The following is a 15,017-nucleotide window of genomic DNA, read 5'->3' on the forward strand; positions in this document are numbered from 1 at the left end:
ATAAAGGAACAACGATGGCTGAAGAGTTGAATGCATTACGGGAACAAATCGACGCATTGGATAAACAGATGATTGATTTACTGGCTCGCCGTTTAGCATTAGTTGAGCAAGTCGGAGAGGTCAAAAGCCGTTACGGATTGCCGATTTATGTTCCAGAACGAGAAGCGAGTATGCTGGCGTCGCGCCGTACTGAAGCTGAAGCACAAGGTGTGCCACCACAATTAATCGAAGATATTTTACGCCGAACCATGCGCGAGTCTTACGCCAGTGAGAAAGACTCAGGTTTTAAATGTTTAAAGCCTGAATTACGCTCAGTGGTGATCATCGGTGGTCATGGTCAACTCGGTCGCCTGTTTGCTCGCATGTTTGATTTATCCGGTTATCAGGTCAAAGTACTGGGTAGCCAAGATTGGCATCGCGCCGATGAACTCTTACATGATGCAGGTTTAGTCGTGGTAACGGTACCGATAGATTTGACTGTTGGTGTGATTGAGAAACTCAATCAACTCCCTTCCGATTGTATTTTATGTGATTTAACGTCAATTAAATCGAAGCCGTTGGCGGCCATGTTGAAGGTTCATTCTGGCCCTGTGGTTGGTTTACACCCGATGTTCGGACCTGATGTCCCAAGCTTAGCAAAGCAAGTCATCGTGTATTGTGATGGCCGAGGAGTGGAGCAGTATCAATGGCTGCTGGACCAATTTGCGATTTGGGGAGCGAGTTTATGTGCCATTGATGCCCAAGAGCACGATCAAGGTATGACCTTAATTCAAGCATTACGTCACTTCACTTCATTTGTTTACGGCCTGCATTTAAGTAAAGTTAATCCTAATATTGAACAGTTGCTTAAATTAAGCTCACCGATTTACCGTCTCGAATTGGCGATGGTCGGGCGTTTGTTTGGGCAAGACCCAAATTTATACGCGGATATTATTTTATCTTCGCAAGAGAATATTGAGATGATTGGCCGTTTTCAGGATAGTTTGGAACAAGCGGTCGGCTTGCTTAAACAAGGGGATAAACTAGGCTTTGTTAGCCAATTTAACCAAGTGAGCGATTGGTTTGGCGACTATTCTCAGCAGTTTATGCAAGAGAGTCAGCACTTACTTAAACACGCCAGCGATGCTTGGCAACGTTGATAAACGTTATGGAGCCTCAGTCACTAAATGTTCTAAATCGCGGTGTAAAAGCTCGTCATCACCGATATTGAGTTCTACTAGGCGTTTTAAATGGGCGATACTCTCTAAATCAATATGAACTATCTTGATATGCAGAATACGCTCATTTTGCCGCACCAATTGTCCGCTTAAACGAATCGTGATCTCGCTTTCCGGCAGGGTAAACGCCACGTCTACTAACTGATCGCTATCTAAATTGGGTTCATCGACGGCCCACAACAGTAAACCTCGTAAAGAGAGATCGTGGATACAAGTCGTGAGCTGTATATCGCCTTGCTGTAACATTGCTGGCGCTTGGTAAAGGATGCGTGAAAACTGTCGACGTTCGATCATAAGTCCTACAATTGCATAATGAGTACGCATTAAGCATAGCAGAATGCAGGTGCCTTAACTCGAATTTGGCGCACGAAATAAGGTTTTGTGCAGAGTAAAAAAAGCTACCCGAAGGTAGCTTTAATCTGGGCAACGGGTTATTTGCTGATCCGTTTGTACTTAATACGATGTGGCTCAGCCGCTTGAGCGCCAAGCGTGCGCTTTAGCCATTCCATATATTCGGTATAGTTACCTTCATAGAAGTTCACTTGTCCCTCATCCCGATAATCAAGGATATGAGTTGCAATACGGTCAAGGAACCAACGGTCGTGCGAAATCACCATCGCACAGCCTGGGAATTCCAATAAGGCTTCTTCGAGTGCGCGTAGGGTTTCAACATCTAAGTCGTTGGTTGGTTCATCGAGCAGTAGGACGTTGCCTCCCGCTTTAAGCAGCTTGGCTAGATGGACGCGGTTACGCTCCCCCCCAGATAGCTCACCAATGATTTTTTGCTGATCATTACCTTTAAAGTTGAAGCGAGAGCAGTACGCTCGCGCTGGAATTTCAAAGTTATTGATCTTAATGATATCCGCGCCTTCAGAGATCTCTTGGAAGACCGTTTTCTTGTCATCCATGCTGTCACGGAACTGATCGACCGAAGCTAATTTAACCGTTTCACCTAACTCAATGGTTCCTGAATCGGGCTGCTCTGCGCCACTAAGCATTTTAAATAAGGTTGATTTACCGGCGCCGTTAGCACCGACAATACCAACGATCGCGCCTTTCGGCATGCTGAATGACAGATTATCAATCAGTACGCGATCACCAAACGATTTGGTTAGGTTGTTGACTTCCAGCACTTTATCACCAAGACGCTCACCAGGTGGGATGAACAATTCATTGGTTTCGTTACGTTTTTGGTATTGGCCGGTGGTCATCTCTTCAAAGCGAGCCATCCGCGCTTTAGATTTAGCTTGACGACCTTTTGGATTTTGACGAACCCATTCTAGCTCTTTTTCGATGGTTTTTTGACGGGCACTTTCCCCGGCTTTTTCTTGTTTCAAACGTTCATCTTTTTGTTCTAGCCAAGACGTGTAGTTACCTTGCCATGGAATACCTTCACCACGGTCCAGTTCTAAAATCCAACCTGCAGCATTATCGAGGAAGTAACGGTCGTGGGTAATCGCCACCACAGTACCGCTATAATCAACCAAGAAGTGCTCAAGCCAAGCCACAGATTCAGCATCTAAGTGGTTGGTGGGCTCATCGAGCAGTAACATATCGGGTTTTTCAAGCAGTAAACGACAAATCGCTACTCGGCGGCGTTCACCACCTGATAGAGTGGCGATTTTGGCATCCCATTCAGGCAGACGTAAAGCGTCGGCGGCGCGCTCAAGAGCGGCTTCTAAATTATGACCATCTTTGGCTTGGATCAGCGATTCTAACTCGCCTTGCTCTTTGGCTAGGGCGTCGAAGTCTGCGTCCGGTTCAGCATAAGCGGCGTAGACTTCATCGAGTCGCTTGAGTGCATGGGCCACATCAGCAACCGCTTCTTCAACCACTTCACGCACCGTCTTATTTTCGTCCAAGACAGGCTCTTGGGGAAGGTATCCCACATTTAAGCCGGGTTGCGGACGAGCTTCGCCATCAAAATCTTGATCAATCCCTGCCATAATGCGTAGGAGTGTCGATTTACCTGAGCCATTGAGGCCAAGCACGCCGATTTTAGCACCAGGGAAAAAGCTTAACGAAATATCTTTGAGGATTTGACGCTTAGGAGGCACAACTTTGCTCACCCGCGACATGGTATAGACGTATTCAGCCATTGCCGATCATTCCTAATCTTTCAAACAGAACAAAGCCATTATTCTATATCAAAGCTAATCCTTTTGTTACTCGTCAGCCAGTTATTTTGCTTGGTTGACGATTTCTGACTGGGGAAATGAACCACACAATGTGTAAGAAATTTAAATGCAACAAGTAGATTAAGGTTTTTTATTACTATTGACTTCAAGTTTACATCTTACACCTTTACATTTCGCTGAAGAATCTGCGTAATAATGTGAATTGGGAAAGGGAAATAGAAGGGATCATCGCAATGGGGTATCGGGTTTTATTGAAACGGCATAAGCACAGTTCATCAATGCTGCTCGGCTGCGTTTTGATCGGTGCAATGAGTTTTAGTCATTTAGGGGTTAGCAAAACCTTAGACTTAGAAGCGCAACGTGAATTGTATGAACAAGCACACCAATGGTTAGATAATAAAGATGTCACACGTTTCAAAAAAGCGCGTAAACAGATAGCCGATTATCCATTAACACCATATCTCGATTATCGGAGCTTTTTGATTGATTTAGGTGATAAATCTCCGATTGTGGTGCGTAATTTTATCGATAGTCATAAAACATTTCCTTTTTCAAATCGGATCAGTGCACCTTATTTTGATGCTTTAGCGAGTCAGGGAAAGTGGGCGGAGATGTTGAAGTTTTCACCGAATGAACCCAATGGAGAAACGTATCGCTGTCACTATTATCATGCCAAGTTAAAAACTGGGCGTTACAACGAAGCCTTCGTTGGCGCTAAAGCGCTGTGGCAAAGTGGCGCAAGTGTTTCTTCGGCTTGCGATCCGCTCTTCACGGTGTGGGAGCAGCAAGGTGGCTTGACGGATAGTCTAGTTTTACAACGTATGCTATTGGCTTTTGAAGGGCGAAATCGGTCATTAATGCGTCATTTAGCCAGTAAGCTGGATGGCAAACCGACACATGCAGAAGCGTTGGCAATGATCGGCTTGTACGACAAACCTGAAACGGTAGTGAGTTTTATTACCCAGTATCGCGATAAAACCCTGTTGTATCGTCAGGTGGAGCTGGCGTTAGAAAAAGCAGCGAGAGCCGATGCGATTCAAGCCCAACGGTTATGGATATTAGTTGATAAACAGCTAGATTGGTCGGATTCGTTGCGTGCTCGGACTGGGCAATATATCGCTTTACGTATGATGAGTGTCGAACCACCTGAGCTTCAACAATGGCGCGATAGTATGATTATGGGCAGTGATAATACCCACTTAATTGAAACTCGAATACGTTTAGCGTTGCGCAGTATGGATTGGCAGGGAATAGCTAAGTGGATAGAGCAATTACCCGCAGAAGATAAAGCTTCAACGCGTTGGCAATATTGGTTAGCACGCAGTGAATTACAAGCAGGACAAGCGGAACAGGGACTGAAAAGAATGCGTAGCTTACTCGGGTTACGTAATTTTTATAGTGTTGCTGCAGCAGAAGCATTACAACAATCTATTCAATACCCAAGTTCGACGCTCTCTTTAAATCGCGAGTTGATTAAACCTTATCAAACAGAGCTCATTCGCATCGGTGAGTTGATTGAGCGCGATAAAATCGCCGCAGCGAAGAGCGAATGGAATTGGCTATTGCAGCGAGTGGAACAACCCAGCAAAGAGATGCTCGCGGTCTATGCTGCCACACAACATTGGTATCATCTAACGGTCCGCGCGACGATATCGGCCAATTTATGGGATAACACTCAGTTACGTTTTCCTCTCGCCCATCAATGGTGGTTCAATTTTTATGGAGAGAAACATGGTATTGATCCGATTACCTTGATGTCGTTGGCGAGGCAAGAAAGTGCGATGGATATTGAAGCGCGTTCTCCTGTTGGTGCTCGGGGCATTATGCAGGTCATGCCGACAACGGCTCGTTATACCGCGCAAAAATATCGCTTAAGTTATCAACATGAAGATGAGCTTTTCCAAGTCGGTAAAAATATCGAAATTGGCAGTCATTATCTGAATGATTTATTGGCGAGATACAACAATAATCGTATTTTGGCTTTTGCTGCTTACAATGCTGGCCCCAGCCGAGTCGATCGCTGGCGAGAACAGACTCAAGGGCAGTTAGATGCTTATGCGTTTATTGAGGCGATTCCGTTTCGCGAAACCAGAGGCTATATCCAAAACGTGTTGATGTTTGAAACTTACTATCGCGATGTGATGGGAGTCAATGGCCCATTTTTAACCGACAATGAGTTGCAGACTATGTATTGATTCCCTCGCAGTCTGTTCTACAATACGGAGCATGTATCACTTAACGAGTACAACCATGTCAACACAACCGGATTACAGTGACTGGAGCGAATTATTAACCTTGGTGCAACAAGCTGCATCACTCGATCAACATGAGATGCTACTGACCATGTTAATGACGCCTGATGAACGAGAGGCTTTAGTTGCACGAATCAATATTCTCTGTGAGTTATTGAAAGGGGAGTTATCTCAACGGCAAATGAGTCAATTACTGGGAGTGGGGGTCGCAACCATTACTCGTGGCTCTAATGAGTTGAAATCACGCTCATTAACTGAGCGTGAAGCTTTGGCATCGTTGCTACTCAAATAGCTTATTGTATGATTTGCTGTGATATGAATGATATTGCGGTAAGTTAAAAGGAAAAAGCGTTTTATTTCGATAGGTTAAATTCGCACCTGTTTGCTTGAGTCGTGTAAGTGGTGACTATTTTTTCGGTGCTTTATCTAAATCTAAAGGCATAAATAGCTCGGGATGCAAAAATGGTACTAAGGCTAAAATAAGTGCCTGATGGTAAACTGAGCTACGAGTTAAGTGATGTTGAGTAAGTAAACTGATCGCTCCTCCTTTTTGTTTGATGTTATCGGTACCAAATACTTCATCCATAATCTCACCAAGTTCATTGTTGGCGTGTAAACTTTGGTTAATGGCAGGAGGTAACATGAGGCTGGCAGAACGAGACTCGCCATATTGTTCTGCTGACTTAACGATCATCCAAGCAAACGTCATCCCCTGCTCAATACCTGCTTCTAAGCCGACATAAAAATCGGCTCCTGGATAAGCTTGCTCTGCATGGTGCACTCGATTAAGTGCGCCTTGTTTGGTCTCTTCATCGCTCATTGGTTGAGCAGCAACGCCGCTATCAACCGTCACGCCCTGTAATTGCAATGTATGATTAGGAAATAATTGCTCAAAAGCGCTTTTAACGGCGTTAATTTTGGCAGGATTCAGTGAAGCGACGATGATATGGATAATGGCTTGATTTGATGACATGTTGAGATTCTCTTTATTTCCTAGTCAATATGTTGTTGCTAGTTGAATTGTTGCGGTGTTATCCCTTTCCTACTTGAAGCAGCAGCGGTGTTGGCTCCCCAATCACATAGTTTGCCTATGCTCATCGGGATTTACTTACTTGCCGCCTACCTGCAACTCCAAGTCGTTTGGGTATAGCTACGTTCGTTTCAATCACTATGGTTATCTATATTAATGGTGACTGACGTGCTTCCTACTTAGCAATCACTCAACATTGTTAGAGATTGCACCATCAGCAGTTTTTTACGCTGGGATTAACTTAACCTGAGTGGGTTTAATATTCTCAATAGGATAACAGCCAAGTACCTTTAAATGTTTGGTTAGTTTAGTTAGTTCACTAAGTGCTTTTTGCATCTCTTCTGAATCCAGATGAGCTTGCAAGTCGACATAGAACATTTCTTCCCACGGATTACCCATGATAGGTCTGGATTCCAGTTTGGTCATATTAATACCATAACGTTGGAGCACTAATAGGGTGGCGACTAATGAGCCAGCTTCTTGTGCCGTTGACATGATCAGGGTAGTTTTTGCTGGAATTTGAGTTGAGACTTCAATTGGTTTACGGGCCACAACAATAAACCGAGTATGGTTTTCTGTTTGGTTAGCGATATTGGTTTGAATCGATTGTAAGCCATACAATTTGCCACTTGCTGCATTGCCGATTGCTGCAACATCATCACGTTGCAGTTGTTGCACTTTTTTCATCGCATCGGCAGTGCTAGCACAGGTTTCCAGTTTGACCCCTTGCAAGCGACTTAAAAACTCACTGCATTGTTGGTGTGGCTGTGGGTGTGAATAGAGAATTTTCAACGCTTCTAAGCGGATATCTTGTGTGGCAACTAAGCAGTGTTCTATCGGTTGAGTGATCTCGCCGACGATATATAGGGTAGTATGTTGAAGTAAGTCATACACTTCATTAATCGAGCCTGAACTGGTGTTTTCAATTGGTAAAACACCATAATCTGCATGGCCAGATTCAACGGTTTTGGTAATGTCTCTAAATTGTTCGCAATTGAGTTCGATAAGCTCAGTATTTTTACGACTGAAATATTCTCGGGTCGCAAGATGTGAGTAAGAGCCTTTCGCTCCGAGAAAAGCAACTCTAGCCAATGGCTTGCGGTTTTGTGGATTGGCTAGGTTTTGTAAATAAGCTTGCTGCAGTAATACGGAGTCTTCAATAATCGTATGAAACAGTTTGGTAATGTATTGGGCGTCTAATTGATAATCCTGTTTACCGACTTGAATTAACTTGACCAATAGTTGCTGCTCGCGAACGGGATCGCGTACGGGCTTTGAGGTTTGTACTTTACTCTTGGCGACCTCGACACTCAGTTGGCGACGTTCGGAAAGCAGCCTAAGTAATTGATTATCAATGGTGTTTAATCGGTCTCGAATCTCTTCTAGTGACAGTTTTGGGCTGGTCATAACTAAATCCTTATAAAAAAGCCTCCCGATGGGAGGCTTTCTGTCTGTTCGTTTTTGACTTATTTTCTTTAAACGAGCAAGCCTCCAAGATTATTGGAGAAAAAAGAAGTTAAAAACAAACAGAAAATGAGAGGTTAACATCGGTTATTGCTACCTTAGCGATTGAATGGACACAATAAGCAAGCCAGTAAACAGCGTCAAGCAAAAAAATAGCGCCCTAAGGCGCTAAATGGATAACAGGGGAAGATTATTCTTCGACTTCTACAATTTCAGGTTTCTCGGTACGACGAGCATCGGGTTTATGGCGCAATTTATTGAGCTGTCGCTCTAATTTTTGTTCAACTTCATTAATCGCGGCATAGAGATCCTCGTGAATTGCAGAAGCGACTAGTTGACCTTTCGGGATAGTGACCGTCGCTTCAAATTTTTTCTGCTTATTGGGTTGTTCACTAAAGCTTGCTTGGCAACCGGTGATATCGACTTGCCATTTTTCGAGCTTTTTAAACTTACTCTCAATGTAGCTACGGATTGCAGAGGTGATTTCAATGTTTTTGCCAGTGATGTTCATTTGCATAGTGTTTTTCCTCTGTTGCATCCCTTATGGGTTAACTTCAGGTTACAGGTTTCTGGATAAAATAATGTGATCAAGCTCTCTTTTTTGTTGGGTGTTGATACGCTTGAAAGCAAACGTGATCTTTCGCAAAGAGTGGTAGGAATAGTGGATAAAAAGACTTGTTATTATCAAAGAAAGCGCTAGATTGATGAGTGGAATCACTAAATATTACGCCTATTTTAGCGCTTTGTTACGGCCTAAAAAAATGTCATATACCTTCCTTAATGCTTCGCTTTATTATGATTTCCCCCTTTTCTGCTTATCCACTTGAGTCAACGATTTCCCCCCACTTGCATTATTGATTAATGCAAGTGGGGGCATTGATTTTTCGCTTACCCATAACTCAGTCGTTTAGTTATAGAAACGAGGGGTAATCATGATGCTGAATTTAAGCTTAAGGACGAGCGTTCAGTTGCATTAGCTGTTTGGTTCGCTCGGCCGCATCAGTCAAGCCTAGTTGCTGATAAGCTTTTAGCTGAATAGATAAGGATTTGCGTGCGGCTTCAGTACCCGGATAGGTTTTCTGTAGCTCTTGAGTTCGATTAATCGCGGCGATCCAAGCCTCACGGCGTAAATAAAAATCAGCCGTCGCTAAGTCATATTCAGCTAAACGATTTTTCAAAGCAATCATGCGCTGTTGTGCATCATTAGCGTATAAACTGTTTGGGTAACGTTCAAGTAGACGTTTAAAATCTGCGAAAGCAGCTTTTACTGGTTCTGGGTCGCGATCACTACGGTCAATGTTGAATAGATCGTGCATAAAGTTTCGATCTTGGGCCATATGAGTTAAGCCGCGCATGTACAGAACCCAATCCATTTTTTCATGAGTGGGATTGAGTCGAATAAAACGTTCAATGGTCGCAAGCCCTAAAGCGAGATCATCATTTTTATAGTAAGCGTAGATCAAGTCCAACTGAACCTGCTCTGAATACGCTCCGAAGGGGTAGCGAGAGTCTAGTGCTTCTAACTTATCGATGGCGGTTAACCAATTACCGCTTTGCAATGAAGTTTGAGCATCACTGTACAACTCTGCGGGTGGAACGTCAGGGACAATCTCTTCTTTACTTGAACAGCCAACTAATAAAGATAATGCGAGTAAGCCTGATAAAGTTTGGTATTTCATGTCAGGGTTAGGTTCCTTGCAATAAAGCTTCTAAACTTGGAGCGAGCTTGCTCCGTAAATCGTTTCGTTACTTTCCGATCAGTAACAGATACAATGAAAACATATTTTTCCACACTCGTGGCTATTAGTCTCACGGTTTTTAAAAAAGTTCGATATGGCTCAGCAGATTGAATTAACTCAAACAGTAAAAGAAAGCCAGCTTGGTCAGCGTTTAGACCAAGCGGTAGCAGAATTATTTGTCGATTTTTCCCGCTCTCGTCTTAAAGAGTGGTTGTTAGATGGCAAAATTACAGTCAATGGAACGGTGGTCACTAAGCCTCGGACCAAAGTGATGGGAGGAGAGAGCATTACCGTTCTGGCCGAGCTAGAAGATGAACAACGCTGGGAAGCGCAAGATATTCCACTTAATATCGTTTATGAAGATGACGATATTCTGGTGATCAATAAACCCAGAGATTTTGTCGTTCATCCTGGGGCGGGAACGCCAGATCGTACCGTATTAAATGCTTTACTCTTTCATTATCCACCAATTGCAGAAGTTCCACGTGCAGGGATTGTGCACCGTCTTGATAAAGATACGACGGGTTTAATGGTGGTCGCGAAGACAGTCCCAGCACAAACACGTTTGGTAAGAGATTTGCAAAAACGCAATATTACCCGTGAATATGAAGCGATTGCGATCGGTAAAATGACCGCGGGTGGCATGATTGATAAACCAATCGGTCGTCACTCAACAAAGCGTACTTTAATGGCGGTGAATCAAATGGGTAAACCTGCGGTTACGCATTATCGTGTCGCAGAACATTTTCGTGAACATACCCGGATTCGCTTGCGTTTAGAAACCGGGCGAACTCACCAAATTCGAGTACACATGGCTTATCTGCAACATCCGTTGTTAGGTGACAGTGCTTATGGTGGTCGGGCGCGTATTCCTAAAGGAGCAACCCCTGAGCTCACGGAAATGATTAGAGCTTTTGATAGACAAGCACTGCATGCCGTAATGTTAAAGTTTGAACACCCGATCACTGGCGAGGAGCTTGAGTTTCATGCTCCAGTGCCCGATGATATGGTTATTATGACAGAAGCGTTACGTGAAGATGCTAAACTAAACTATTCGCAAGAGTATTAAACCATGTCGGTGATCATTCCTAACTGGCCAGCGCCTAACAATGTGAAAGCGTTTTGTTCAACCCGTCATGGTGGATTTTCTCTTCCGCCTTACGATGGTTTGAATGTTGGCATGCATGTTGGGGATGATCCGTCGATAGTGGCAAAAAATCGCGACTGGTTGCAACAATACTGTCGGATGCCATCCCCGCCCATCTGGCTTAATCAAACACATTCCACTCGAGTGATTGAAGTCAGCCAGCCTAGTTATAAAGTGCTGGATGCTGATGGTATTGTTACATCAACTCCGCGTGTCGTCTGTTCAGCCATGACAGCTGATTGTTTACCAATATTGATTGCCAATATGCAAGGTACTCGAGTTGCCGCGGTTCATGCGGGTTGGCGAGGATTAGCCGGAGGGATTGTTGAGCAGGCTTTAGACAAGTTTTCTGATGATGTTTTAATCTGGCTTGGTCCTGCGATTGGTCCTCAAGCCTTTGAGGTTGGTGATGAAGTCAGGCAGGTTTTTTGCGATTATGATAGTCATGCGCAAAGGGCTTTTTCAGCAACATCCAATTGCGGCAAATGGTTGGCTGATATCGCTCAACTTGCACAATTACGTTTAGCAAAAATTGGTATTGATCAGGTGGTTAAAAGTGATTTATGTACTTATCAACATGATCAGCAATTTTATTCGTACCGACGCGATGGCGTAACTGGCCGACAGGCTTGCTTCATCTGGATAGAATAGTCAGACAAAATAGCACGGTTTCGTGATTAAAATCTGACTCTGTATGGCTAACCTTCTTTTCTGTTACCTAATAAGCTATCGCTTGTTAGTCCACTTTAAGTTTGTCCTTTGTTCTATAGCCTTATATAGCGCATTTTCTGCTCATAAAGTTATCCCCTTTGACTTGAAATATCGTCTTTGCGTAACCATGTTCTCTATGTGATTAGTTTCTCTTGAATGAGATTAGGAAGGTGGTTATGCGTCTTGATAGATTTACCAGTAAATTTCAAATAGCCATTTCTGATGCGCAGTCTTTGGCTCTAGGTCGTGATCATCAGTATATCGAGCCAGTTCATTTAATGGTGGCACTGCTCGATCAAAATGGCAGTCCTATTCGTCCGTTGTTAACCATGTTGAATATTGACGTGGCACAGCTACGCTCAAAACTAGGCGAGATGCTCGACAGGCTCCCTAAAGTGAGTGGGATTGGTGGTGATGTTCAGCTATCTGGTGCGTTGGGTACGTTATTTAATCTCTGTGATAAAGTGGCACAAAAACGCCAAGATGCGTACATCTCCTCTGAAATATTTTTGCTAGCGGCAATCGAAGATAAAGGACCTCTTGGTCAATTATTAAAAGAGGTTGGATTGAGTGAGAAAAAGCTCTCTGCAGCGATTGAAACCATCCGTGGTGGGCAAAAAGTTAATGATCCTAATGCCGAAGAACTGCGTCAAGCTTTAGAAAAATTCACGATTGATCTGACTGAACGAGCTGAGCAAGGCAAATTAGACCCCGTGATAGGCCGTGACGATGAAATTCGCCGTACCATTCAAGTCTTGCAACGGCGTACGAAAAATAACCCAGTGATCATCGGTGAACCTGGTGTGGGTAAAACCGCCATTGTCGAAGGTTTAGCACAGCGAATTATTAATAATGAAGTGCCAGAAGGGCTACGCGGCCGACGGGTACTTTCTCTCGATATGGGCGCTTTAGTCGCAGGAGCTAAATATCGCGGTGAATTTGAAGAGCGTTTAAAATCGGTGCTGAACGAGCTGGCCAAAGAAGAAGGTAATGTCATCTTATTTATTGATGAATTACATACCATGGTCGGCGCCGGTAAAGGTGAAGGGTCGATGGATGCCGGGAATATGCTCAAACCGGCCTTGGCGCGTGGAGAATTGCATTGCGTTGGCGCGACAACACTCGATGAATATCGCCAGTATATCGAAAAAGATCCTGCATTGGAGCGTCGCTTCCAAAAAGTTTTAGTGGATGAACCGAGCGTTGAAGATACGGTGGCGATCCTACGAGGGTTAAAAGAGCGCTATGAATTGCATCATCATGTTGAGATTACCGATCCTGCGATTGTTGCTGCGGCAACATTATCGCATCGTTATATCTCCGATCGTCAATTGCCAGATAAAGCGATCGATTTAATCGATGAAGCCGCTTCGAGTATTCGTATCCAAATGGATTCAAAACCGGAAGTGCTTGATAAATTGGAACGAAAAATTATCCAATTGAAGATTGAACAGCAAGCACTAAGTAATGAACACGATGATGCGAGCGAAAAACGTCTGGGCATTATTAATGATGAGTTAAAAGAAAAAGAGCGCGAGTATTCAGAATTAGAAGAAATTTGGAACACAGAAAAAGCAGCGTTATCGGGAACGCAACACATTAAATCAGCATTAGAACAAGCGCGTTTAGATTTAGAAGTGGCAAGACGTGCTGGTGATTTAAACCGCATGTCTGAGTTGCAATATGGACGGATTCCTGAACTAGAAAAACAGCTAGATTTAGCGACTCAAGCTGAAATGCAAGAGATGACCTTGTTACGCAATAAAGTTACCGATGAAGAAATTGCTGAAGTATTGTCAAAACAGACGGGGATTCCTGTTGCGAAAATGCTGGAAGCCGAAAAAGAGAAGCTGTTGCAGATGGAAACGTTTTTACATCAACGTGTCATCGGGCAGTCGGAGGCGGTTGAGGTGGTTGCTGATGCTATTCGTCGTAGTCGAGCTGGATTATCGGATCCTAATCGCCCAATAGGTTCTTTTTTATTCTTAGGTCCAACGGGTGTAGGGAAAACTGAGCTTTGTAAAACGCTGGCTAATTTCATGTTCGATAGTGAAGATGCCATGGTGCGTATCGACATGTCTGAATTTATGGAAAAACACTCAGTAGCTCGTCTTGTTGGTGCGCCTCCTGGTTATGTGGGTTATGAAGAGGGCGGATACTTGACTGAAGCGGTACGGCGTAAACCCTATTCCGTATTGTTGTTGGACGAGGTTGAGAAAGCGCATCCTGATGTGTTCAATATTTTATTACAAGTGCTCGATGATGGTCGATTAACCGATGGTCAAGGTCGAACCGTTGATTTTCGTAATACGGTAGTGATCATGACCTCCAATTTAGGGTCATCACGCATCCAAGAAAATTTTGCTCATTTGGATTATCAGACTATGAAAGAGCAAGTTATGGAGGTCGTGAGCAAACATTTTCGTCCCGAGTTTTTAAACCGGATTGATGAAAGTGTGGTGTTCCACCCATTAGCTCAAGAGCAGATTAAATCTATTGCCTTTATTCAGTTAGAGCGTTTACGTCAACGTTTAGCCGATAAAGATTATGGATTAATTGTTAGCGATGAGGCGTTAGATCTTGTTGCCCATATTGGATTTGATCCGGTATATGGTGCAAGACCGTTAAAACGTGCTATTCAGCAAACAATAGAGAATCCATTAGCAAAATCGATATTATCAGGGCAATTTATTCCTGGTACACCAATCTATCTTGATGTTAAAGAGGGTGATATCGTCGCTCATCAGTAACTCTTTTTTATGAAGGCTATGCCCGTGGCATAGCCTTCTTTGTTTATTGTCCAAGGTCGAAATCAGTCAATAAATCGGGTGAATTCAGTTTTTTGATGGTTTATTGAGCGCTTGATTCGCTTGTGTGCTTTTTTCTTGTTTTTACTATTGCTAACCTGAATTTTATCCCTATAATGCGCCCTCACTGACACGGCAGACGCCGCAAGGCTTCAGGCAGTGTTGGTTGAGGGAAAGCTTCTAAAAAAGAAAATTTGAAAAAGTGTTTGACTCTTCAAATTAACTCGTTAGAATTCACCTCCGCTTCGAAGCTCAACGAGAGATTCGCAAGCCAGCTCTTTAACAATTTAAACCAATCAATCTGTGTGGGCACTCGTTGATGATAATCAAAATGCTTAGCAATAAGCACTTCGGTTTCAATGAACTGAGTGACCAAATTGATAGGGCTTTTAGCACTATCGGCACAGTCAATTCATTATCGTTCTGTTGGAACGATAATAGCTTTGAATTACGCTTCTATTTATAGGAGCTAGGTAATTTAGAGTCAGTATTCATTGAGCCAAAAAGAACTT

Annotated in this window: 12 protein-coding genes and 1 other annotated feature; of the genes, 6 read left to right on the plus strand and 6 right to left on the minus strand. The window is 43.5% G+C overall.

The genetic code is table 11. The annotated features are described in order from the left end of the window. The first annotated feature begins 14 nt into the window (after positions 1-14). Entirely contained in the window at positions 15-1,139 is a 1,125-nt protein-coding gene (gene tyrA, locus FKN88_RS14275) for a bifunctional chorismate mutase/prephenate dehydrogenase (RefSeq protein ID WP_158138829.1), read from the plus strand. A 6-nt stretch (positions 1,140-1,145) separates the two neighbouring features. Here the strand turns inward: tyrA and FKN88_RS14280 are convergent, their stop codons facing one another. Together FKN88_RS14280 and ettA are read right to left on the minus strand one after the other, a co-directional pair. Then, the gene (locus FKN88_RS14280; protein ID WP_040903853.1) at positions 1,146-1,511 is read right to left on the minus strand and encodes a PilZ domain-containing protein; all 366 of its coding nucleotides are present in this window, start codon (positions 1,509-1,511) and stop codon (positions 1,146-1,148) included. A 137-nt stretch (positions 1,512-1,648) separates the two neighbouring features. Beyond that, on the minus strand, positions 1,649-3,316 hold the full coding sequence (ettA, locus tag FKN88_RS14285) for an energy-dependent translational throttle protein EttA (protein ID WP_158144741.1): 1,668 nt from the start codon (positions 3,314-3,316) through the stop codon (positions 1,649-1,651). Positions 3,317-3,588: 272 nt separating this feature from the next. Between ettA and FKN88_RS14290 the strand changes: the two genes are divergently transcribed. Both FKN88_RS14290 and trpR read left to right on the plus strand, forming a co-directional pair. Continuing rightward, the gene (locus FKN88_RS14290) at positions 3,589-5,550 is read left to right on the plus strand and encodes a transglycosylase SLT domain-containing protein (RefSeq protein WP_004394110.1); all 1,962 of its coding nucleotides are present in this window, start codon (positions 3,589-3,591) and stop codon (positions 5,548-5,550) included. Positions 5,551-5,605: 55 nt separating this feature from the next. Continuing rightward, positions 5,606-5,899: a trp operon repressor gene (trpR, locus tag FKN88_RS14295; RefSeq protein WP_212752405.1), complete on the plus strand. Its 294-nt coding sequence runs from the start codon at positions 5,606-5,608 to the stop codon at positions 5,897-5,899. 114 nt (positions 5,900-6,013) lie between these two features. Here trpR and yjjX read toward each other — a convergent pair whose 3' ends face one another. The 4 genes from yjjX to FKN88_RS14315 form a co-directional block, all read right to left on the minus strand. After that, positions 6,014-6,580, minus strand: a complete 567-nt coding sequence (gene yjjX / locus FKN88_RS14300) for an inosine/xanthosine triphosphatase (protein ID WP_306687568.1) — start codon at positions 6,578-6,580, stop codon at positions 6,014-6,016. 282 nt (positions 6,581-6,862) lie between these two features. After that, on the minus strand, positions 6,863-8,044 hold the full coding sequence (gene pheA, locus FKN88_RS14305; RefSeq protein ID WP_158144743.1) for a prephenate dehydratase: 1,182 nt from the start codon (positions 8,042-8,044) through the stop codon (positions 6,863-6,865). Between the two features lie 11 nt (positions 8,045-8,055). Then, positions 8,056-8,180, minus strand: a sequence feature (Phe leader region). A gap of 111 nt (positions 8,181-8,291) precedes the next feature. Next, a complete protein-coding gene (hpf, locus tag FKN88_RS14310; protein ID WP_004394106.1) occupies positions 8,292-8,618 on the minus strand; it encodes a ribosome hibernation-promoting factor, HPF/YfiA family in 327 nt (108 codons plus the stop codon). A gap of 433 nt (positions 8,619-9,051) precedes the next feature. Further along, positions 9,052-9,780, minus strand: a complete 729-nt coding sequence (locus FKN88_RS14315; RefSeq protein WP_154170293.1) for an outer membrane protein assembly factor BamD — start codon at positions 9,778-9,780, stop codon at positions 9,052-9,054. Positions 9,781-9,934: 154 nt separating this feature from the next. Here FKN88_RS14315 and rluD point away from each other — a divergent pair, with 154 nt between their 5' ends. The 3 genes from rluD (at position 9,935) to clpB (ending at position 14,448) form a co-directional block, all read left to right on the plus strand. Then, on the plus strand, positions 9,935-10,909 hold the full coding sequence (rluD, locus tag FKN88_RS14320) for a 23S rRNA pseudouridine(1911/1915/1917) synthase RluD (protein ID WP_154170295.1): 975 nt from the start codon (positions 9,935-9,937) through the stop codon (positions 10,907-10,909). A gap of 3 nt (positions 10,910-10,912) precedes the next feature. Beyond that, positions 10,913-11,638, plus strand: a complete 726-nt coding sequence (pgeF, locus tag FKN88_RS14325; protein ID WP_306687569.1) for a peptidoglycan editing factor PgeF — start codon at positions 10,913-10,915, stop codon at positions 11,636-11,638. Positions 11,639-11,874: 236 nt separating this feature from the next. Continuing rightward, the gene (gene clpB / locus FKN88_RS14330) at positions 11,875-14,448 is read left to right on the plus strand and encodes an ATP-dependent chaperone ClpB (RefSeq protein WP_154170299.1); all 2,574 of its coding nucleotides are present in this window, start codon (positions 11,875-11,877) and stop codon (positions 14,446-14,448) included. Positions 14,449-15,017 lie beyond the last annotated feature (569 nt).

Origin of the sequence: Vibrio sp. 2017_1457_13 (assembly GCF_030851525.1) — a bacterium.
In the GTDB taxonomy this organism is placed as follows: Bacteria; Pseudomonadota; Gammaproteobacteria; order Enterobacterales; family Vibrionaceae; genus Vibrio; species Vibrio metschnikovii.